Source organism: Capnocytophaga sp. oral taxon 338 str. F0234 (assembly GCF_000192225.1).
Classification (GTDB): Bacteria; Bacteroidota; Bacteroidia; order Flavobacteriales; family Flavobacteriaceae; genus Capnocytophaga.
Genome location: NZ_GL872413.1, coordinates 310,905 through 333,047, shown reverse-complemented (window position 1 = coordinate 333,047; position 22,143 = coordinate 310,905). Strand labels below are relative to the sequence as shown.

At 37.7% G+C, this 22,143-nt stretch carries 16 protein-coding genes and 1 pseudogene; 15 read left to right on the top strand and 2 right to left on the bottom strand.

Features of this window, described 5'->3' with window-relative positions; genetic code table 11:
• Positions 1-629: 629 nt before the first annotated feature.
• Positions 630-2,771: a ribonuclease R gene (gene rnr / locus HMPREF9071_RS01625; protein ID WP_050784924.1), complete on the top strand. Its 2,142-nt coding sequence runs from the start codon at positions 630-632 to the stop codon at positions 2,769-2,771.
• 45 nt (positions 2,772-2,816) lie between these two features.
• On the opposite strand, the gene HMPREF9071_RS01620 is transcribed toward rnr, so the two are convergent.
• Positions 2,817-3,566 carry a 1-acyl-sn-glycerol-3-phosphate acyltransferase gene (locus HMPREF9071_RS01620; RefSeq protein WP_009744788.1) on the bottom strand — a complete coding sequence of 250 codons (750 nt, stop codon included), beginning with the start codon at positions 3,564-3,566 and terminating at the stop codon, positions 2,817-2,819.
• 169 nt (positions 3,567-3,735) lie between these two features.
• On the opposite strand from HMPREF9071_RS01620, the gene HMPREF9071_RS01615 reads away from it, so the two are divergent.
• The 3 genes and pseudogenes from HMPREF9071_RS01615 to HMPREF9071_RS01605 all read left to right on the top strand — a co-directional run bounded on the left by HMPREF9071_RS01615 (position 3,736) and on the right by HMPREF9071_RS01605 (position 5,684).
• Positions 3,736-3,996 carry a phosphopantetheine-binding protein gene (locus HMPREF9071_RS01615; protein WP_009744787.1) on the top strand — a complete coding sequence of 87 codons (261 nt, stop codon included), beginning with the start codon at positions 3,736-3,738 and terminating at the stop codon, positions 3,994-3,996.
• Positions 3,996-5,204 carry a beta-ketoacyl synthase gene (locus tag HMPREF9071_RS01610; RefSeq protein WP_009744786.1) on the top strand — a complete coding sequence of 403 codons (1,209 nt, stop codon included), beginning with the start codon at positions 3,996-3,998 and terminating at the stop codon, positions 5,202-5,204. The genes HMPREF9071_RS01615 and HMPREF9071_RS01610 overlap by 1 nt, the downstream gene beginning before the upstream one ends.
• Before the next feature lie 15 nt (positions 5,205-5,219).
• A pseudogene (locus tag HMPREF9071_RS01605) lies at positions 5,220-5,684 on the top strand (DinB family protein).
• Positions 5,685-5,992: 308 nt separating this feature from the next.
• On the opposite strand, the gene HMPREF9071_RS12190 reads toward HMPREF9071_RS01605, so the two are convergent.
• A complete protein-coding gene (locus HMPREF9071_RS12190; protein ID WP_162859665.1) occupies positions 5,993-6,166 on the bottom strand; it encodes a hypothetical protein in 174 nt (57 codons plus the stop codon).
• A gap of 117 nt (positions 6,167-6,283) precedes the next feature.
• Between HMPREF9071_RS12190 and lipA the strand changes: the two genes are divergently transcribed.
• The 11 genes from lipA to HMPREF9071_RS01550 all read left to right on the top strand — a co-directional run.
• Positions 6,284-7,165 (top strand): lipoyl synthase, encoded by an 882-nt coding sequence (gene lipA / locus HMPREF9071_RS01600; RefSeq protein WP_040358146.1) that lies wholly within the window; start codon positions 6,284-6,286, stop codon positions 7,163-7,165.
• A 401-nt stretch (positions 7,166-7,566) separates the two neighbouring features.
• Positions 7,567-9,879 carry a 2,6-beta-D-fructofuranosidase gene (locus HMPREF9071_RS01595; RefSeq protein ID WP_009744780.1) on the top strand — a complete coding sequence of 771 codons (2,313 nt, stop codon included), beginning with the start codon at positions 7,567-7,569 and terminating at the stop codon, positions 9,877-9,879.
• 44 nt (positions 9,880-9,923) lie between these two features.
• On the top strand, positions 9,924-11,450 hold the full coding sequence (locus HMPREF9071_RS01590) for a DUF1593 domain-containing protein (protein WP_009744779.1): 1,527 nt from the start codon (positions 9,924-9,926) through the stop codon (positions 11,448-11,450).
• An 18-nt stretch (positions 11,451-11,468) separates the two neighbouring features.
• Complete coding sequence (locus HMPREF9071_RS01585) at positions 11,469-13,829, top strand: glycoside hydrolase family 3 protein (RefSeq protein WP_009744778.1); 2,361 nt, start codon at positions 11,469-11,471, stop codon at positions 13,827-13,829.
• Positions 13,830-13,848: 19 nt separating this feature from the next.
• Positions 13,849-16,161, top strand: coding sequence for a glycoside hydrolase family 3 N-terminal domain-containing protein (locus tag HMPREF9071_RS01580; protein ID WP_009744777.1), 2,313 nt, complete (start codon positions 13,849-13,851; stop codon positions 16,159-16,161).
• 77 nt (positions 16,162-16,238) lie between these two features.
• Positions 16,239-17,267 (top strand): nucleoside hydrolase, encoded by a 1,029-nt coding sequence (locus HMPREF9071_RS01575; RefSeq protein ID WP_009744776.1) that lies wholly within the window; start codon positions 16,239-16,241, stop codon positions 17,265-17,267.
• Positions 17,268-17,492: 225 nt separating this feature from the next.
• Positions 17,493-18,698, top strand: a complete 1,206-nt coding sequence (locus HMPREF9071_RS01570; protein WP_040358144.1) for an alpha/beta hydrolase — start codon at positions 17,493-17,495, stop codon at positions 18,696-18,698.
• Between the two features lie 87 nt (positions 18,699-18,785).
• Entirely contained in the window at positions 18,786-19,460 is a 675-nt protein-coding gene (gene tsaB / locus HMPREF9071_RS01565) for a tRNA (adenosine(37)-N6)-threonylcarbamoyltransferase complex dimerization subunit type 1 TsaB (protein WP_040357889.1), read from the top strand.
• 626 nt (positions 19,461-20,086) lie between these two features.
• A complete protein-coding gene (locus tag HMPREF9071_RS01560; protein WP_009744773.1) occupies positions 20,087-20,899 on the top strand; it encodes a class I SAM-dependent methyltransferase in 813 nt (270 codons plus the stop codon).
• Positions 20,900-21,040: 141 nt separating this feature from the next.
• The gene (locus HMPREF9071_RS01555) at positions 21,041-21,547 is read left to right on the top strand and encodes an OmpH family outer membrane protein (protein WP_009744772.1); all 507 of its coding nucleotides are present in this window, start codon (positions 21,041-21,043) and stop codon (positions 21,545-21,547) included.
• 335 nt (positions 21,548-21,882) lie between these two features.
• A partial coding sequence (locus tag HMPREF9071_RS01550) for an Arm DNA-binding domain-containing protein (RefSeq protein ID WP_009744771.1) occupies positions 21,883-22,143 on the top strand: 261 nt, incomplete at its 3' end.

Genomic DNA, 22,143 nt, shown 5'->3' with positions numbered 1-22,143 from the left:
CTCTTTCTTTGCAAAATTTTCGTTATAAACAAGGTTGTTTATTTCTTTATAAAAACATTCATTATCAAACATTACTCATAATCCCATTTTTGTTGATAATTTTACTATAAAAAAACATTAAAAACTTGCTTGTTTTTCTTTCTTGTATATATAAGATATAGAAGATAAAAAACAAATTAATTTCTTATAAGTTATCAACTATAAAAAGGTGATTTTAGTGAGTTTCTTTATATGTTTTTTATTTAAAAATAAAAATGAGAACAACTTTTACAAAATAGTGAATAATCCTTTTTTATTTTATTTTTCAATAAATTAGAATACACTAAACCCGTTAATAACTTATGATAAACTCCTAAAACCATACAAAAGCAATTTATACTGTTATTTTTTTATCTAAATTCACTCCGTATTATCATCATCATATTTTCAAATTAAAAAAATATATTTATTTCTCATATATAAATTATGTGGAAAAACTTTTGAACTAAGAAGTTTTTCAATTTCTTTGTATCTTTGCACACTTTCTAAGTATAAACTTAAGAAACCAAATTAAAATAATTTAAAATTTTCCTTATGAGTAGAAGAAAATTTAAACAAAAAAAGAAAAAAATAAAGATTTTAGTAGAGATATTCTTGCTATCCTTCAAAAAAATAGTACTAAAAGTTTCTCGTGGAAGCAAATTGCTGAGAAGCTTAAAGCAACTTCTACCGAAATGCGTAATGATATTATTATGTCATTGGCAAAGCTTGTCAAACAAGCTCATATTAATGAGGTTACTCGTGGGCAATATAAGGCTAATGAGGCTACTTACTATCATCAAGGCATTGTGGATATGTCATCAAATGGTAATGCGTATGTAACTTGTAAGGATTTAGCACAAGATGTTTTTATTCCTAATAACTTATTGAATAAGGCTCTTCATGGAGATGTAGTAGAGGTGTATGTATTTCCTCGCCGTAAGGATAAGCTCGAAGGAGAAATTACTCAGATTATAGAACGAAAACGTACTACTTTTGTAGGAATTGTACAAATGCAGAAAAACTTTGCTTTTGTAGTACCTACTGATCGGAGAATGTATACTGATATTTTTGTTTCTAAAAATGATTGTAATGGTGCTAAAGATGGAGATAAGGTATTGGTACGCATTACCCAATGGACTTCTCGTGCTAATTCTCCTTATGGAGTGATAGAAAAGATACTTGGAAAGCCTGGTGAGCATAATACTGAAATGCATGCTATCTTGGCAGAATATGGACTACCTTATGAATTTCCTGAGGAAGTAGAGAAATATGCACAAGGGCTGGATACTACTATTAAGCAAGAGGAGATTGCCCGACGTAGAGATATGCGAGAGGTGCTTACTTTTACTATTGATCCCCGTGATGCTAAGGATTTTGATGATGCCCTTTCTTTCCAGAAGTTAGAAAACGGTAATTATGAAGTAGGGGTACATATTGCCGATGTTTCTTATTATGTGCAACCTAATACTATTTTGGATGATGAAGCTTATAAGCGTGCTACTTCAGTATATTTAGTGGATAGAGTGGTACCTATGCTTCCTGAGGTGCTTTCTAATTTTGCTTGTTCCCTGCGCCCTGAGGAGGAAAAATATACTTTTTCGGCTATCTTTGAACTCTCCCCAAGGGCTGAGATTCGTAATGTGTGGTTGGGACGTACTGTGATTCGTTCTGATGCACGTTTTTCATACGAGGAAGCTCAAGCAGTGATTGAGGCTTTTGATACTCCCTACAGAGAGGTTTTAACAGATTTTATGATGCCAGAGGAGATTTCTATTCGTCCAGAGGGAAGTTACAAAGTAATTCAACCTATAGTGGAGGCTATTCTTTCGCTGAACTATTTAGCAGAAATTTTCCGTGACAAACGGATGAAATCTGGAGCAATTTCTTTTGATAAGTTGGAGGTGAAATTCCTATTAGATGAAAATAATAATCCTATTGGTGTGTACACCAAAGAGAGTAAGGAAGCCAACAAACTCATTGAGGAGTTCATGTTACTTGCTAACCGAAAGGTAGCAGAATATGCATCTAAACTTAAGAAAACATTTGTATACCGTGTGCATGATGAACCTGATGAGGAAAAGCTGATACAAATGCAGGGGATTATTTCTCGCTTTGGATACAAACTTAATATGCAGAGTAAGGATAGTATTGCTCACTCTATCAATCATTTATTAGAAGAAGTGCATGGTAAGAAGGAACAGAACTTAGTGGATACTTTAGCTATTCGCAGTATGAGTAAGGCGGCTTATTCTACCCATAATATAGGGCATTATGGATTAGCATTTGCTGATTACACCCATTTTACTTCTCCTATTCGTAGGTATCCTGATGTGATGGTACACCGTCTTTTACAAAGATATTTAGATGGAGAAAGCTCAGCTAATGAGGTAGTGTATGAGGAAAAATGTAAACATTCCTCTCAGATGGAGAACTTAGCTACTTCAGCAGAAAGAGATTCTATTAAGTATATGCAAATTAAATATATGGAAGAACATAAGAACCAAGAATTCTTAGGAGTAGTTTCAGGGGTTACCGAGTTTGGTATTTATGTGGAGATCATTGAAAACAAATGTGAAGGAATGATACGTGCTCGTGATATGAAAGATGATTATTATGTATTTGATGAAAAAGCCTATGCCCTCATAGGAGAAATAAGCAAGCATTGCTATACTCTTGGTGATGAAGTAATGATACGTGTAAAGAATACTGATTTGGTCAAGCGTTATTTGGATTTTGAATTGGTAAAGTAAAATGATAAAGAGGTTACCTAAGAAGGAGAGTTTCAGTGAAGGTTGTCATTTTGGATATACTTCTGTAAGCCTTTGCAAGATGAGTGCTCTCACTTCCTCTTGCAAAGGATCTTTTTCTGTAAGAGATTTGCCCTCAGTGGGAACCGGAGGTAGAATATCTACTCGCATACGTCCCATACTTCCTGCAAAAAAGTGAAAGGGAAAACGTTTTTTAGCATCATAAAAAACCATAGGTACTATAGGAATTTGACACTCAATAGCAATGCGGAAAGCTCCATCCTTGAATTTGTCAAGGATAATGCACTCATCATCAGGAACTCCTCCCTCAGGAAAGATACATATACTTAGCCCATTTTGAATACGTTGCATGGCTTGAGTATAGACCTCCTTCTTGCTTTGTGGGCTTTTTCTGTTAACCATGATGGCTATACGCTTATAAAAATAGCCAAATAGTGGTAATTTGGAAAGTTCTTTTTTTCCTACAAATACAAATGGGTTCTTACTACAATAGAACATTAACATAATATCCATCATACTAGTATGATTGGCAACTAACATATAACTATGACGGTTATTAGAAATGGCATATCCTCTCCTTATTCTTGGGAAAAAACCCATTCCATAGAGGATGGGGATTGCCCATAAGTTACGTGCTACCCAATAGAAAAGATGATACCAACGTGGCTTAGCTGTAAAAATAAGTAATAAGGGTAACCATAAAAAAATAAGGAGAGTTGCTAAAAGGTAAAACCAACTTTTCCAGAGTATCCAAAAGGGATATTTTATTACTTTCATTCCTTGTCATATTGTGGGGACAAAGATAAGAAATAAGTATTAACTGCACTAATATTAAGTGTAGATTCTCATGAATCAAAAATAGCATCAGTGATTTTTCTCTTGTTATTTGACTTTATGAAAAAAATTGTATCTTTGCAGAAAAAAAATTGTAGATAATTAAATAATAATGGATACACTTATTAAAGAACTCAAAGAAAAGATAATAGAAGTGCTTAATTTAGAGGAAATTACTCCAGAAGATATCAAAGCAGATACTCCTTTGTTTGGAGATGAGGGATTAGGATTGGATTCTATTGATGCTTTAGAGCTTATTGTGCTTTTAGACAAAAATTATGGCATTCGTCTTGCTGATCCTAAGGAAGGAAGAGAAATTTTTTATTCCATCCAAACCATGGCGGATTATATTCAAAAGCATAGGACTAAGTGATGAAATCTGAGAGGATTGTAATTACAGGAATGGGTATTTGCTCTTGTATTGGAAAGAATATACAAGAGCATCTTTTGTCTTTACTTAAAGGAAATACGGGGCTTTCTACTATTGAAAATATAGATACAATATACAGAAATCATATTAGGGTAGGGGAGATTAAGCAGACAAATGCTTCCCTTATTGAATCTTTACATTTGCCTGAAGATAATAATTTTTCACGTACTTCTCTTTTAGGTATTTTAGCTCTGAGAGAAGCTTTAGAAAGCATACCAATGACCAAAGATAATTTTTCTAATATAGCTATGGTGATGGCTTCCAGTGTAGGAGGAATGGATATGACTGAGAAGTATTTTTACCAATATACTACCGATGTATCCTCTCGCAAATATATTTTCTCTCATAATATAGGTGAAATAACTGGACAAATAGCAGATTTTTTTGGAATAAAAGGGCTAGTTACAAGCCTCAGTACTGCTTGTTCTTCTTCAGCGAATGCTATCATTACTGCTGCTGATCTTATTCGTACAGGGAGGGCTAAGTATGTTGCTGTAGGAGGAGCAGATGCGCTTTCTAAATTCACTATTAATGGATTCAATGCTCTTATGATTCTTTCCGATGAAGATTGCACTCCTTTTGATGAGAATCGTAAAGGACTTAACTTAGGGGAGGCAGGTGCTTTTCTTATTTTAGAGTCAGAAAAGGAGGCTCTATATAAGGGACATGAGATATTAGCAGAACTTTCTGGTTGGGGAAATGCTAATGATGCTTATCATCAAACGGCTTCCTCTAAGGAGGGAGAAGGTGCTTTTTTAGCTATGCAAGAAGCTTTAAAGATTAGTGGTCTTTCTCCTCGAGAAATTGATTATGTGAATGCTCATGGTACGGCAACTATTAACAATGACCTTTCCGAGAGTAGGGCATTGATTCGTGTATTTTCACAAGAGAAAATGCCTGATTTTAGCTCTACCAAACCTTTTACAGGACATACCTTGGCGGTAGCTTCAGCAGTGGAAGCTATTTTCAGTATCTTGGCTATTAGGGAAGGAATTGTTTTTCCTAACCTTAATTTTAGAACCCCAATGAAAGAGGTCATTATACGTCCACAAACTGTTCTGAAGAAAAAGAATATTAATCATGTACTTTCTAATTCTTTTGGTTTTGGAGGAAATTGTTCTTCCCTTATTTTTTCAAAATACAATTATTAACTTAAACTATTCAATATGTTAGATAATGCTATATTTGATTTGCATAAAGCTATCCGTAATAGGCTTTTAGTTTATTTAGAAAAGGTTACTGCTGAGCAATTAGCAATCATCCCCGAAGGTTTTCATAATAATATTCTTTGGAATATTAGCCATTGTGTGGTTACCGAGTAACTTCTATGCTACAGAATGGCGGGAATACCTACCTTAGTTAAGGAGGAATTAATTAATACCTATAGGAAGGGTACTTATCCAGATGGACATATTCCGACCACTCAGGAGATAGATAATCTTAAGGAGTTGCTTACCTATACAGGGGAATGCCTTCAAAAAGATTACATGAAGGGATTATTCAAAGAATATCCTACCTATGCTACTTCCTTTGGATATACACTACATACCATAGAGGAAGCAATTCTTTTTAATAATACTCACGAAGGAATGCACTTAGGAGTGATTATTGCTTTGAATTATCATCTATAGTACTAATGAAGATTCTTTAGTGCTGCCTCTATAGCTTGATCATAGAGAATATTTTTATTGTGATATTGATTTTTGTATGCTTTTAATTGATTGTATAACTACTCTCTTTCACTTTTTGTAACCTTGCGCTTATCTACCTTATAATGGGTAGCTATTACCTTATAGTATTCAAGTTGGAAAGGACGTAATAATGTATAAGCCTTATAAGTGTTTATATTCTCACAAAGATTTACCAGACGATTATAGTCAAACTTAACAATATTCTCATTATAATCCTTTTCAATAAGGGCGCACTGAGCCTGTATTACCTAATAAAGAGTTTCTATATTCTGCTGGAGATTTTCATTTTTGAAGAGTTCTAATATCTGTTGATAATGAACATTTTTGTATTCTTTATCGGCTTGTTGGAGTTTTTTAAGGGTAGTTTGTCCCATTATATACATGGGAATTAGTAAGAGTATACAAAGGGTTTTATACTTCATTTTTAATTATTTAGCATTAAATTTTCTACAGAGAATCAAAATCAATTTTCTCGAAAAGGTACAATATTTTTATCAAAAAAAATTAGTAACTTTGCACTCATTTTGAAAGGAGATAAAATGGAGACAGAAACAACTACAGCTCCTGTAGAGACAGAAAAGCAAGCAAAACCTCAATGGCTTAGGGTGAAGCTTCCTACAGGAAAGAAATATACTGAATTGCGTAGCTTGGTGGACAAGTATCAACTCAATACTATTTGTACCTCTGGAAGTTGTCCTAATATGGGAGAATGTTGGGGACATGGAACGGCTACTTTTATGATATTAGGAAATATCTGTACGCGTTCTTGTGGCTTTTGTGGGGTGAAAACAGGACGTCCTGAGACCATTGATTGGGAAGAGCCTGAAAAAGTGGCTCGTTCTATCAAACTTATGAATATCTCTCATGCAGTGATTACTTCTGTGGATAGGGATGATCTTAAGGATATGGGAAGTATTATTTGGGCAGAGACAGTGAAGGCTATTCGGCGAATGAGTCCTAAAACTACCTTGGAAACACTTATTCCTGATTTTCAAGGAGTAGAACGCAATCTTAATCGTATTCTTGCGGTAGCTCCAGAGGTAATTTCTCATAATATGGAAACAGTACGTAGGCTTACTCGTGAGGTACGCATTCAAGCTCAATATGACCGTAGTCTTAGAGTCCTTCGTTACTTAAAGGAAAATGGAGCTCACCGTACCAAATCAGGCATTATGTTGGGTCTTGGAGAAGAAGAAGAAGAAGTTATAGAAACGCTCTATGACTTGAAGGAGGCTAAAGTAGATGTAGTTACTATAGGGCAATACCTGCAACCTTCTAAAAAGCACCTTCCTGTAAGGAAATATGTTACCCCAGACCAATTTCAAAAGTATAAGGAAATAGGAGATACCCTTGGTTTCCGCCATTTTGAAAGTAGTGCCTTAGTGCGTTCTTCTTACAAAGCATACAAGCATGTAGAATAAGTTATAAGTTTTCTTTTTTAATTTTCTTAAAAGTTGGGATTTCCAATATCCCAACTTTTTTTATATTCAAATGGCTAATTCTACCAAAGAGAATTTGTGAAACTTACTATCTCATAGATTATGTATAACATAGTAGAAGTTATGCTTAAGGAAGCACTTTCTCTTTTAAATAGAAAAGCTAAGGTTTATACTGATTGTTTAGTATTAAAAATCAATAGTTTATATATATTATTATAAACTATATTTAATGTTAACTTCTCTATATTTACTAAGAAAATAGAGGGTTTTATATAAATATTTTTTATATAAAAAATATTTATATCATAAATAAAAGTTAATTATCTTACTCTATTTCTATAAAAATTTATACTTTTGAGGCAGAAATATAAAAATCATAATGTATGAATCGTATTTATATCATCGTGCTCTCAGCTATGGCTTCTATGCCAATGATGGGGCAAGAAGTGGACTCCTTACAAGTTAAACAGAAAGACTTAGGGGGTGCCTTAGAACAAAAGAAAGACAGTACAACTAATAAGGAAGCAGGGCACCGAAATATGCTACTCAATGCTTCCAGTACTGACCAACCTCGCCAAATTAACGTAGGCTTACCCTCCAGCCTAAGTACAACAATCTTTGAGGATGGACTTCCTGTTTCCTATAATTTCTGGCCTGATATGCCTTATTATTCTTGGTTTGGAGGTACTTCCTTTGGAAGGGTAGCTCCCTTGAGCCTCACCGAAGGGGCTCTACAATATGGTACTGTAGGTTATATTTTGGACAGTCATCATAAGAAATCCACTGAAGAATTCAAAGGAACAGCCTCTTATCAGCTTAATAACTTTGGTCGTCAATCCTTTGATGCTACTCTTACGGGTAGCCTTGGTAATGGATGGGGGTATATGTTCAGTTCTAATCAGATATGGGATCCTGGAACTTACAAGCTCCAAGCCGCTTACCTTACCAAGCGTGTGCAGAGTTACAAGGCACTCTTTGACAAACGCTTTGCTCAGGGACAGGGTTATGCCAGCTTACTTTACCAATATAGTTATTACATGAGCGTAGGTTCCGCCTATGCTCCTTTTATATATAAAGGAGATGGAAGTGTAAAAAAATATAATGGTTTCAAGTTCGGTACAGATGCTTATTATGGTAATGAAGCCTCTTGGTTTCCTTACTTGGATGTGATGACCGGTGAACATAAAACTAAGAAATGGACAGATGGGGGTACTACTAAGAACCATCAAATTACTTTCCGCTTGAATTACACTTTTGACAATGATACTGATTTGGATATCACTAGTAAAGCTAAATTCGGAGATGTAAGTATGGCAATGAGTGCTGTTTCTGGTATTGTGAATAATGTTCCTGGACAGTATTTCTATGCTGATGGAAGTGCTTTTACAGGGGATAAGATACAAAACCGTTTCTTTATGTATGTTCCTGGTTTTGAGCGTGATTGGATTACCAGTGCTGTATGGAAAGGAAAGCTCCAAGAGGGTCGCCATAACTGGCGTATAGGAGCCAATCTCTGGTATAACCGTGCAGGTGTACAACAGATGAATACCATTATGGCACATGAGGTAAAGGCAGATCCTGCACAACTCTATACCAAAAGAGCAGATGGTACTCTTGCTATGGCAAATATCTTTAACCCAGGTAGTGGAGAATATTATGACGGACATGAAACTAAGTTTGCCCTTTTTGTTAGTGATGATTGGAATATTACTCAGAAGCTATGGATGAGCTTAGGGCTTCGCTTAGAATCTCTTGGTTATGGAGGTACAGCAGCACTTACTAAGGATGGCAAGAATAATGACCGTATACCTAACTGGTGGATAGGTGCTCGTAGTGATGGAGGAATCACTTCCTTTTCTAATAATTTCTTTAATCCTTCGGCTACTTATAATATTCGTTATACACTTGCTAAGGGCTTCGGGCTTCTTGGAGAATATGTATATGTAAAACGTCGTCCTGACCTTCAGGATTATGCCGGATCAGCACTCCCTACCTTAGATCCAGTAAATATTAATATGGGACGATTAGGTATCTTTTATAATAATCCTTGGATACAGCTTGTTTCTCAAGTTTCTACCATTTCACAGACTAACTATAAGTCACGGGCTACCTTCTACCATACTCTTACTCAAAATGTAGGTGGTAAGTTTGCAGGAGAAGAAGTAAGTGTAACTCAACCTATTACTTATGATGTGCAGACCATAGGCTGGACAACTGATTTTGTTCTTTCCTATGAAAACTTCTCCTTACATGGTTTGCTTACCTTACAGAATCCTCAGTATAAGAAACTTAGTATTTATGCTACTTTCCCCGATGGAGTTACCGATGGAGCAGATGTGAGTAACAAAGTAGTTACCGCTATGTCCAAAGTACTTATTGAACTAGACCCATCCTATAGTTTTGGAAAATGGCGTGCAGGACTTAACTTCCGCTATTTCAGTAAGCAATATATCAATAAGACCAATACTTTATATTTTAATGGACATTGGGAATCTTTTGCTAACTTAAACTATATGTTGAACAAAAATATATTCTTTACCCTTAATGTAGTTAACTTCCTTAATCAAACAGGGGCTACTGGTTCCATTGGGGCAGCGGATTTGGTTACCGATACTTCCAAGTATAAGGATTATCTTATGTCTGGTTCTTATTTACGTCCGTTTGAAGTATCTCTATCTACCACTATTAATTTCTAATTTTGAGTAGAATTTTAGATGCATTTACAAATAAAATCTAAACCATGAAATTTTTTAAAATAATTATTGCATTATGGGTAGTATGCTTAGTGGGTTATGCACAACCCACTCATACAACTCATTCCTATAAGAAGGTGAAACCACGTATCATTATTACTGCTGATCCTGAATTGGATGATAACAACTCCCTGATACGCTTCTTATTGTACAGTACCGACTTTCGGGTGGAAGGCCTTATCTATGCCAGTAGCCAATTCCACTGGAAGGGTGATGGGAAGGGAACCACTTGGTATGTACCCAACCGCGAATATGGGCGTGTAGGTATGACACGTCCCATGACCTCTTGGCGCTATGTACCTAAGGAACGTTTTATTCATGAGAATGTGGAGACTTATGCCAAAGTGTATAAGAACCTTAAGGTACATCACCCCGATTATCCTACTCCAGAGTATTTGCTATCTAAAATCCGAGAAGGTAATGTTGCCTTTGATGGGGATTTCTCTAAAGATACTCCAGGTTCAGAACTCATCAAGCAGTGTATTCTTGATGAAGATGACAGTCCGCTATACATTCAGGCATGGGGAGGAGCTAGTACCATTGCTCGTGCTCTTAAATCCATTGAGGAAATTTATAGTGAGCAACCTTACTGGAAGGAACTCAAGGCACGTATTTCAAAGAAAGTAGTCTTATGCCTCTCGATGGATCAGGATGATACCTATGCTCGCTATATTCACCCTTTCTGGCCTGAGATAGAGGAACTCAATCCCAATGGGATGCAGGTGGATCTGACCTTCTTTGCCCCCTTAAGAGTCAAGGAGGAAAACAAGGTGTTCTATTCACCCGAGTGGACAGAACAATACATACGTAGCAAAGGACTCTTTGGTGAGCGATATCGCGTATGGGGTGACGGCAAGCAGATGGTCAAGGACGATATCTTTGACTTCTTTGGGGTGAGTGAATTGGGTAAGGACAAGCTCAAGGAAAAAGGGTATATCTTATGGATGCCTACTCTATTACCCAAGGGAACTTTTATCTCGGAAGGGGATACTTTCTGCTACCTGAACCTCATTGATAATGGTTTACGTGCCGATGAGGATCCCACCTTTGGCGGTTGGACGGGAGCTAAGATGGCAGTACCTTCGGACGTAAAAGCTGCAGACATTCCCGCTTATGTACGTGGAAAGGTAGGCTTTCCGGATTTTACTGCTGCTGTGCAGAATGGTTTTGCTGCCCGTATGGCATGGTCTGTAACTGATGACTATAAGAAAGCTAATCATGAGCCTGTTATACAAGGAATAGAAGAGAAAAGCGTTCACGCTGGGGAGCGAGTAACTCTTAGTTGTAAGGTAACTGACCCTGATAAGGACAAAGTTACCCTACAATGGCGACAATTCCTGGTAGGAAGCTATCCCAATACAGTAACCATAGAAAAAGCTACTACTAATAGTCCTATAATTACTATTCCTACAGATGCTCAAAAGGGACAAACTATTCACTTAGTTCTGGAAGCTACCGATAACGGAACACCTTCCCTTACCCGATATCATAGAATAATACTAACCGTGAAATAAATATTTATCCTTATAATTATGAAAAATAAATTATTGATAATCAAAACCTTAATTGTTTTTTCTTTGGGTATTACTGAAGGGACACTTGCACAAGTAAAGCTAAATGCCCAGAATATAGACCAAGTTCTTAAAGAAATGACCCTACACGAAAAGGCTCTATTGGTTGTAGGAACAGGTATGGCAGGAGTTACCGATAAAGCAAACTCTAACTTTGGTTCTTTCTCTAAGTTAGTTCCTGGTGCGGCAGGTACTACCGTGGCTATTCCACGCTTAGGCATCACCTCGGCCGTACTTTCCGATGGACCTGCAGGGGTACGGATTGATCCTACTCGTCCTTATGACAGCAAGACGTATTATTGTACCCACTTTCCTATAGGCACCTGCCTTTCCAGCTCTTGGAATACCGACTTGGTTACCAAGGTAGGAGCAGCCATTGGGAAAGAAGCTAAAGAGTATGGGGTGGATGTGATGCTCTCTCCTGGAGTGAACCTACATCGCGACCCACTGAATGGGCGTAACTTTGAGTACTATTCTGAAGACCCTGTACTAATAGGGGAGATTGCCACCGCCTATATCAATGGGATACAAAGCCAAGGGGTAGGTACCTCTATCAAGCACTATGCAGTCAATAACCAAGAAACCGCCCGCTTGGGTAACGATGCACAGGTGAGCCCTCGTGCTGCCCGCGAATTGTACCTAAAAGGCTTTGAAATTGCTATCAGAAAAGCACAACCTTGGACAGTGATGTCCTCCTACAACTTGGTTAATGGTACCATGACCAGCGAGCGCTATGACCTACTAACGACCATTTTACGCGACGAATGGGGCTTTAAGGGGATTGTGATGACCGACTGGATGGGGGGTATGGATCCTATCCGTCGCAACAAAGGCACCAATCGTGTAGCCAATATGAAAGCAGGCAATGACCTAATAGAACCAGGAAAAGACGAGGATGTAACCACTATTGAAGAAGCGGTAAAGAAGGGTACCTTGGATATAAAATACTTGGATACCAATGTACGCCGTATCTTGGAACTGATCGTTAAGACTCCTCGCTTTAAGAGGTATGCCTATAGCAATGAGCCAGACCTCAAGGCACATGCTATCGTAACCCGCAATGCCGCTGCTGAAGGAACTGTATTGTTGGAAAACAAAGGGGTACTTCCACTTGCTGCTAATATTAAGAAAGTAGCCCTCTATGGGGTGGCTAGTTATGACCCTATCGCAGGAGGTTCAGGCTCTGGAAATGTAAATCGTGCCTATACCATTTCCTTGGTTGAGGGTATGCGAAACCAAGGTTATATAGTAGATCGTGCGGTTACTAACTACTATACCAACTATATCCGTCAGGAAAAAGAGGAGATAGCCAAAACCAAGCGCAATTGGTGGGAAGCGGTTCCCTTACCTAAGGATAGGCTTCCTGCCAATAGTGATCTTACTAAAGCTGCTATGGATAATGACTTGGCTGTCATCACATTCCCACGCCTTATAGGAGAAGGTTTTGACCGTAGTGAAAAGGAATTCTACCTAAATAATATTGAGACACAACTGATTCTCAAAATATGTGATATCTATCACAAAGCAGGTAAAAAGGTAGTGGTGGTACTCAACATAGGAGGGGCTATTGAAACCGCCTCCTGGAGTCATACCCCCGATGCTGTTTTGGTACCTTGGCAATGTGGTCAGGAGTTTGGTAACTCTGTAGCGGAAATCCTCTCAGGCAAGCTCTCTCCCTCAGGCAAGCTCCCTATGACATGGCCTGTTAGGTACAAAGATGTATCCACTTATGGAAATTTCCCTGCTGATGGGCTTTATGTGCCTGTTTTTGCTGATGGGTTAGAAAAATACAAAGACCAAAAGAACATAGGTTACACCCTTTACGAAGAAGGTATCTATGTAGGATATCGCTATTTTGACTCTTTCAAGAAACAGGTCTCTTACCCCTTCGGGTATGGACTTTCTTACACTACCTTTGACTATGACAAGCCTGCGGTGGCTGACAAAGGAAATGCCATAGAGGTGAGTGTAAAGGTAACCAATACGGGCAAGGCTTCGGGTAAGGAAGTAGTACAGGTGTATGTTATGGCACCTAAGGGAGCAGTAGATAAGCCAGCCCAAGAGCTTAAAGCCTTTGCTAAAACCCATGTCTTAGCCCCTGGGGAAAGCCAAACTCTTGTAATGACTGTCCAAAAAGAAGACTTGGCATCCTTTAACCCCAAAGAAAGGGCTTGGATTACTGATGCAGGTAACTATGTCTTCCATATAGGAGCTTCCAGCCGCGATATTAAAGGCAGTGCTATGTTAAAGATAGGCAAAATAGTCAGAAAAGTACATGACGTACTACATCCTACTATGAAATTCAAAGAATTAAAACCATAAATTTAAATTATTTACTGTTATGAAAACAAAGAATATTCTCTTAACCTTAGGCTTCTGTGTAGGAATGACTACTGCATTAGCACAGAACTCCGATATTCAATATGTTACCAATAAAAAAGGAGCTACCTTGGGTTATAGTACCTCCTCAGGGGTAAAAATCATTACCGTAGGAGGTAAAAAGTTCAAAGATCTGAACAAGAACGGTAGGTTAGACAAGTACGAGGACTGGCGCCTGCCCGTAGAAGAACGTGCCAAAGACCTTGCTAAACAAATGAGCATAGAGGAAATTGCGGGGCTTATGCTCTATAGTAACCACCAAGCTGTACCAGGTCCCCCTGATGGCTACCGCAAAAGTACTTATTCAGGTAAGCCTTATGCTGAGAGTGGTGCCAAACCTTCTGACCTTACTGACCAACAGAAAATCTTCTTGGATCGCGATCATGTACGTCATGTGCTCATCACTACTGTTTCCTCTCCCAAAGATGCAGCCATTTGGAGTAACAACTTACAACGCACCAGCGAAGGATTACCCTTGGGAATTCCTGTGAATATCTCCTCCGATCCACGTCATACCACCTTGGTAACTGCTGAATATAATGCAGGAGCAGGAGGAAGTATCTCTCTTTGGCCTGATGGACTGGCTATGTCCGCCACCTTTGATCCTGCTGTAGTGAAAAAATTTGGTGAAATTGCTGCCAAGGAATACCGTGCTATGGGGATTACTACCGCCCTTTCTCCTCAGATAGACTTAGGTACGGAACCTCGCTGGAACCGCATGGTCTTCACCTTTGGTGAGTCTCCAGAGCTGACTACCGATATGGCACGTGCCTATGTGGATGGTTTCCAAACCTCTACAGGTAAGGCTGAGATCAAAGACGGTTGGGGTTATGAGAGTGTCAATGCTATGAGTAAGCACTTTCCAGGTGGGGGAGCAGGCGAAGGTGGTCGTGATGCCCACTTTGCCTATGGTAAGTATGCTGTATATCCAGGTAAGAATTTTGAGATGCACCAAAAACCTTTTACCGAAGGTGCCTTTAAGCTCCATGGCAAGACCAAATCCGCTTCTGCGGTGATGCCTTATTACACTATTTCTTATAATCAAGACACTAAAAACCATGAAAATGTAGGTAATGGCTTTAGCAAATATATCATAACTGACCTATTGCGTAACAAATACGGCTTTGACGGAGTGGTATGTACCGACTGGCTCATCATTGCCAAGGAACCAAGCACACCAGGGGGCTTTGCTGGTAAGCCTTGGGGGGTAGAAGACTTAGACTTGCCACAGCTTCACTACAAGGCTTTGGAGGCAGGAGTAGACCAATTTGGTGGTAACAACATGGTAGCTCCTGTGGTAGAAGCCTATAAGATAGGGGTGAAAGAACATGGTGAAGCCTATATGAGAGAACGTTTTGAGAAATCGGCTGTACGCCTATTGCGCAACATCTTCCGCTTGGGTCTGTTTGAAAATCCATACCTAAACCCAGAGGAAAGTGCTAAGATTGTAGGAAATCCTGAGTTCATGAAAGCAGGTTACGATGCCCAGCTCAAATCCATCATCATGCTCAAGAACAAAGGACATGTATTGCCCATTGACAAGAAGAAAACCGTCTATATTCCTAAGGTGTATAACGAACCCCAACGCAACTGGTGGGGGGTATATACTGAGGGCAACATCGCTTATCCTGTGAATATAGAGAATGTGAAGAAGTATTTCAATGTAACTGATGATCCCAATAAGGCTGATCTTGCTATTGTCTTTGTTAAGAGCCCTACTCAAAATCACCCAGGTTACAACGACGAACTCTTTAAAGCAGGTGAAAATGGTTATATTCCTATCTCCCTACAGTACAACACCTATACCGCTGAGTATGCTCGTGAGCACAGTATAGCCGCAGGAGATAAGGTAATTGCTCCACAAGTAACTGACCGTTCTTATAAGGGAAAAACAGCCAATGCCTCCAATATTACCGACCTGTATAACATATTGGAAACCAAAGAAAAGATGAAAGGAAAACCAGTAGTGGTTTCCATCACTGCCTCTCGCCCTATGGTATTCCATGAGTTTGAAAAACAGGTAGATGGTATCTTGCTTAACTTCGGTACTTCCGAACAAGCTCTTTTGGAAATTCTCTCTGGTAAGGTAGAGCCTTCTGCCTTGCTCCCTACTCAGATGCCTGCCAATATGAAGACGGTAGAGCAACAGTTTGAGGATGTACCTTTTGACATGGAGTGCCACAAGGACAGTGAAGGCAATGTATATGATTTTGGTTTTGGACTCAACTGGAAAGGGGTGATTAAGGATGCCCGTACGGCTAAGTATAAAAGATAAAAGTGAATAATGAAAAGTGGTTAGTGATTAGTTGTAATAGACTAAAAACTAACCACTAATAACTCAAAACTTTAAAGATGAAAGTAATTATAAAACAGCTCATTACCCTTTCTATGTCCTTAATGGTGGGTACTGTTGCTATATCACAGACTTACTATCGTGATGCACAAAGGGTAATCAAGCCGCGTATGCGGGTGATTGTGCTGAATGACTTTTCAGGCGATCCAGATGGTTATTTTCAGTTGGTACACCAGCTACTCTCCCCCTCAGCAGAAGTACAGGCAGTGGTAGGTACTCACCTGAAACCCAATGACCCCTTTGATAACTCCACCGTAACAGCACAGAATGCCCAGCGCAATGCCCAAGAACTGGTAACTCTTATGGGTATGAAAGGTAAATTTCCTGTTTTGGCAGGTTCCAATGTAGGGCTTACCAACACCCATACCCCTACCGAATCGGAGGCTACCGACTTTATCATCAAGGAGGCACTGCGTACCGATACCAAGCTCCCGCTGTATATCGTCAGTGGGGCAGGCCTTACCGATGTAGCTTCTGCGCTGCTCAAGCGCCCTGAGATTGCCAAGAAATTCACCTTGGTTTGGATAGGAGGCTCCGAGTATGAGGGCATCAACCTACCGCCAAATCACTCCACTGTTGAATACAATCTAGGTATCTCTGTCCCTGCGGCACAGGTCGTTTTCAACCAATCAGAAGTGATGATCTGGCAAGTACCAAGAAACGCTTATCGCCAAGTGCTTATGAGTTATGCTGAACTGACCACTCGCGTAAAGTCCCAAGGTAAGTTAGGTCAGTTCTTAGCCCAAAAGATAGAAGGAGTAATGGAGCGTACCCAACGATTTGATCTGCACATAGGTGAGACCTACATACAAGGAGATAACCCACTGGTGCTACTGACTGCTCTGCAATCCTCCTTTGAAGCCGATCCCTCCTCTAGCCTTTACCGCATAGTAGCTGCCCCACAGATTACAAACGAAGGCACCTACAAGGCGAATCCTTCAGGGAGAAAGATCCGTGTATATGACCAATTGGACACCCGATTGCTTTTGGAAGATTTCTATGCGAAATTACAACTCTTCAATAAGTAAATGAAAATTGTATATGAAAGCAAATTTAAAGCAAATTTTAGTCATTTCTGTGCTTTCTATGACTACTATCCCTGCTATAGCCCAATAAGCTACTACTATGTGTGGAACTGTACTCTCTATCTATTTTATTCGCAAATATTCAGCAATATTCTAGAAATGAAGAAAGTAAGATTTTACTTAATAGGCTTTTTAGAAACCTTAAAATCACATATAAATAAGAGAAAAATGAAAAGATTATTATTATTTAGCATAGTAGCACTCCTCTCAATGGGAGTCTATGCACAAAAGAAATTCAAGGTAACCCTTGATCCCGCTCGTAATGGTTCCTATACTGTTAGTCCTAAGCTCCCTAAGGATGGCATGGTCAAGGTAGGCACTGTCCTTACAATCCAAACCACTCCAGAGAATGACTATAGCTTTGACACAGGCTACTTTTCTACCCCTGGACAATGGGGTGCCATGTATTACGAATCGGTAACCCCTACTTTTAAAGTGAAAGTAGATAAGGACTTAAGTATAGGTGCTTGCTTTGTTCCTAAAGAAGCAGAGGCAAACCTAAATGTAACTCAAGATATCATCTATGCTAAGCCAGGGGTAAAGACCCTCAAGTATGATGTGTATTCGCCTAAGGGTAAGCAGAACCTCCCTTGTATTGTGATTATTCACGGAGGTGGTTGGAGTTCCAATACAGAAGAAGTGATGCGTGGTTTTGCTCGTGAGTTAGCCAATAGTGGTCGTTATGTAGTCTTTAACATAGATTATCGTTGGACAGGTAATTTGGATGGGGACAAAACGCCTACTGAATTACATCAACTCATTGAAGATGTGTATGGTGCTTTGTTACATATCATGGAAAATGCTACTAAATATGGGGGCGATCCTACTCGTATCTGTGTAACAGGTGATAGTGCAGGTGGACATCTTTCTGCTTCGGTGGCTAACTTTGTAGAGAGAGTAGGGGACAGAGGTTTTGGAAAAACTCAAGGAATATATGAATTTTTACCTACTTATATGCCTAAAGGGAAAACTATTGCCCAAGTAAAAAGTGAACTTGCTAAGGCTATCAAGGCAGTCGCTCCCAGCTATGGGGTATTTGCTCCTGAAACGCTCGTTTATCGTTTTAAGGACTATCCATACCGCAATGAAGTAGCACCTATCAATGGCATTCCTGAAGTCTCCAAGCGTGCAGTTCCCCAGCTATTGCTTAGAGGAACAGAGGATCCTCTGATTAAGGATGAACAGGTAAAGAAATATATGAATGCTTTAGTGAAAGCAGGTCAGCGTGTGGAATATATACAAGTAGGAGGCGCTACGCATGCTTTCCTTGATTGGAAACCGGATGCTAAAACACAAGAAACTTTCTACAAATATGGAAAGTACCATACTCATCAAATGCTTCTTTTCTTTGATGACGTATTGGAAAACAAATAATTACCTTTGCAAATGATTTATTTTTTACAGCAAGTTATTACAAACTTGCTGTTTTTTTGTACTTTTGTCAGCCAAAAGAGATTACTTATGCCTACTATATTATCTTTAGAAACCTCTGGAAAGAATTGTTCTGTAGCCCTTTTTACAGATAGTAATTTAGTATGCTTGGTGGAGGAACAAACTGAGAGTTTCTCTCATTCAGAGAACTTACATGTATTTATAGAAAGAGTTCTCAAGGAGAGTGCTGTAGACCCTCATCAGATAAGTGCTATAGCCATTAGTGCAGGACCGGGCTCCTATACGGGGTTGCGTATAGGTACTGCTACTGCTAAAGGCTTATGTTATGGATGGGGTATTCCTTTGATAGCCTTACCTACTTTGCGCATTTTAGCTGAAAGGGTAACGTATGAATTTACAGATATTAAATATATTATCCCTATGATAGATGCTCGTAGGATGGAAGTCTTTACTGCTGTATATAATCATGATTTTTCTCCTATAGTAGGGGAGAGGGCAGAAATTCTTACAGAAAGTACGTTTGATACTTACCTTAATGAGGGAAAAACAATTTTTTTAGGAGATGGAATCACTAAGTTCCAAGCTATTTGTAAGCATAAAAATGCTTATTTTTGGGAGAATAAATTTCCTTCAGCTAAGCAGATGGGAGTTTTAGCTTTTAAACAATATAACCAACAACATTTTGAAAATATAGCCTACTTTGAGCCTTTTTACCTTAAAGAATTTCAAAGTAATAAAAAATAAGGATTAGTAGCCAATATTGAGTATTTATACATTCTTAGTATTCCGCGTATAATATATTAAGTGAAAAATAAAGATTGAAGAATAAAAAATGATTTTAAATAGGTATTTTTAAGAGATCTATACTACTAATAAGGATTTATATTAAAAAGAAATAAAAATAAAAATTTAACCTGTTTCTGAAGGCTGATTTTTATGGTATTTAAAGAAGTATAGCTGTTTTTTATAAGATAATGAATTGAATTAAAAGAGAATTTGTTATTTAAGATATTAATAAATAAAATTAAGTATATTGTAATAGGTTATGAAATAAATTATTTAAGAGAATATTCAGTAATTAATAATGGCGGTTAAGATGTTCCACGTGGAACATATTGAGTAAAAAAATATTTTTAAATAAGGATTTTTAATAAAATTATGCGCTTGTAGAGGATTATGTTAAAATAGAACAAAAATGTAACTAATTTCATGTGTAAGCGAAAATGTATTAAATTAAGAAAAGAACTTATTATTTAGGGTATTAATATGATTAATAAATTAAATAAGGAATAATTAAGAGAAATGCTTAAAAGTGTATTAATAATTAAGATGTTCCACGTGGAACATCTTAAGAACTTTAATAAAGAAATATGAACATAATAGATTATAGCGTGAGTGGAGAGGAATTTTCATTGATATATGATAAGTATTATCAACTGTACTATACTACTCCTATTCCTAAGAACTTAGAAAAATATTACCAAAGTAACGCTTATATTTCCCATACAGATGGAAAGAGAGGGTTTTTTGAAAAACTCTATCAATGGGTGAAGAAATATACACTTCAACGGAAAATGCAGTTAATAGAAAAATATATACCGAAAGGAAAACTCTTAGATATAGGAGCGGGTACGGGTGATTTTTTACGTGTAGCTAAAGGGAGAGGGTGGAAAGTGATGGGAATAGAGCCTGAGGTAAAAGCTCGTGATAGGGCAGGGGAGAAGGGAATTTTTCTACAGAATAGTCAAGATCGGGTTGAAGAAACTTTTGAAGTAATTACTCTTTGGCATGTGTTGGAACATATTCCTAACCTAAAGGAAGAAATAGATTTTCTTAAAGAACACCTTAATCAGGAGGGATTGTTGATTATTGCAGTGCCGAATTATAGAAGTAGAGATGCGCAATATTATAAAGAATATTGGGCAGCTTATGATGTGCCTCGCCATCTCTGGCATTTTTCTAAGGAGAGTATTCGGTTGCTCTTTGAAGAGAAAGGGTTTGAACTTATAGAGATAAAACCCATGTTCTTTGATGCCTTCTATGTGAGCTTACTTTCTGAAAAATATAAATCGGGGAAAATGAACTTTTTTAAAGGGTTTTATCAAGGTTTTTGTTCTAATCTCTCTGCTATATGCACAGGAGAATATTCATCGCTGATCTATCTGTTAAAGATAAAGAAATAAAATGATAAAAAGTAAATATTTAGTGGTTTTAAGTAGAATAAAAAGTTAAATATCTGTTTGTTTTCTATTTGTTTTGTTAAAAACAAATAGAGTGATTATTTTATTTTGTACATTTGTCCCACTTTTTGAAAATGTATTATTATGAACAAAATTATTCTAAGTATTGGTCTTTTATTGAGTCTTGCTTCTTGCCAGCAGAGTCAGAAAATTGCTTTTGTAGATAATAGTAAGCTTTTGGATGATTATCAAGAAAAGAAAAATTTAGAAACCCTTCTTAAAGGAAAGATTGATAAATATCAACACAAGCGTGATAGTATTTCTCAAGCTTTTCAAGTAAAAGCACAAGCTTTTGAAGCACAGGCTAAGAGCTTGGCACCTGCTGTCGCACAGCAAAAATATAGTGAATTAGCACAGGAAAGCCAGATGTTACAACAGCAACTTATGGCAGAAGAACAAGCTATTCAGGAGGAAAGTCGTACCAAAATGGATACATTACTTAAGAGAGTAAAGAACTTTATTAAGGAGTATGGAAAGCAACATAATTATGACTTTATTCTTGGAGCCAATGATGGAGGAAGTGTACATTATGGCAAAAGTGATAAGGATATCACTGCAGAAGTAGTAAAAGCACTTAATGAAAAGAAATAGAAATTGCTTTATTATTTTTTAATTGTTATTGGTTACTCAAACGTTCCACGTGGAACGTTTTTTTATTTTCTAAGAAAATAGAATTTAAAATGCAAAACTACAAAAAATAATGTAATTAGCTCATACAAAGAGGATTATTTTTTTGATAGGAAGATAAGAGAAGACAGAGTCTTAGATGCTTTGGACAGGCTTTTTCAAAATTAGGTTTCTAAATCGTTACCTAATACCTTGAAAAAATATTTTTATTAGTAGGTTATATTTCAGTGTTTTACACCTTTTTTCATATTGTACAGTAACTTGATAAAAAGTACTTTCGCAAATTAAAAAATTAGAGTATGAAAAAAGTAAAACGCTCAACCTTTAAGGTATTGTTTTACCTTAAAAAGAATGCCCCAAAGAAGAACGGTAAAGTTGCTATTATGGGACGTATTACCATTGACAATCAAGTAGCTCAGTTTAGTACCAAACTTGAAATCCTTCCACAGAAATGGGATTTGAAGTACGGAAGGGTAATAGGTAAAACAGAGGAAGCTACCCAACTCAACCGTAAGCTAGAAGAGATCCGTTCACGTATGGTTACTCATTATGAGGAACTG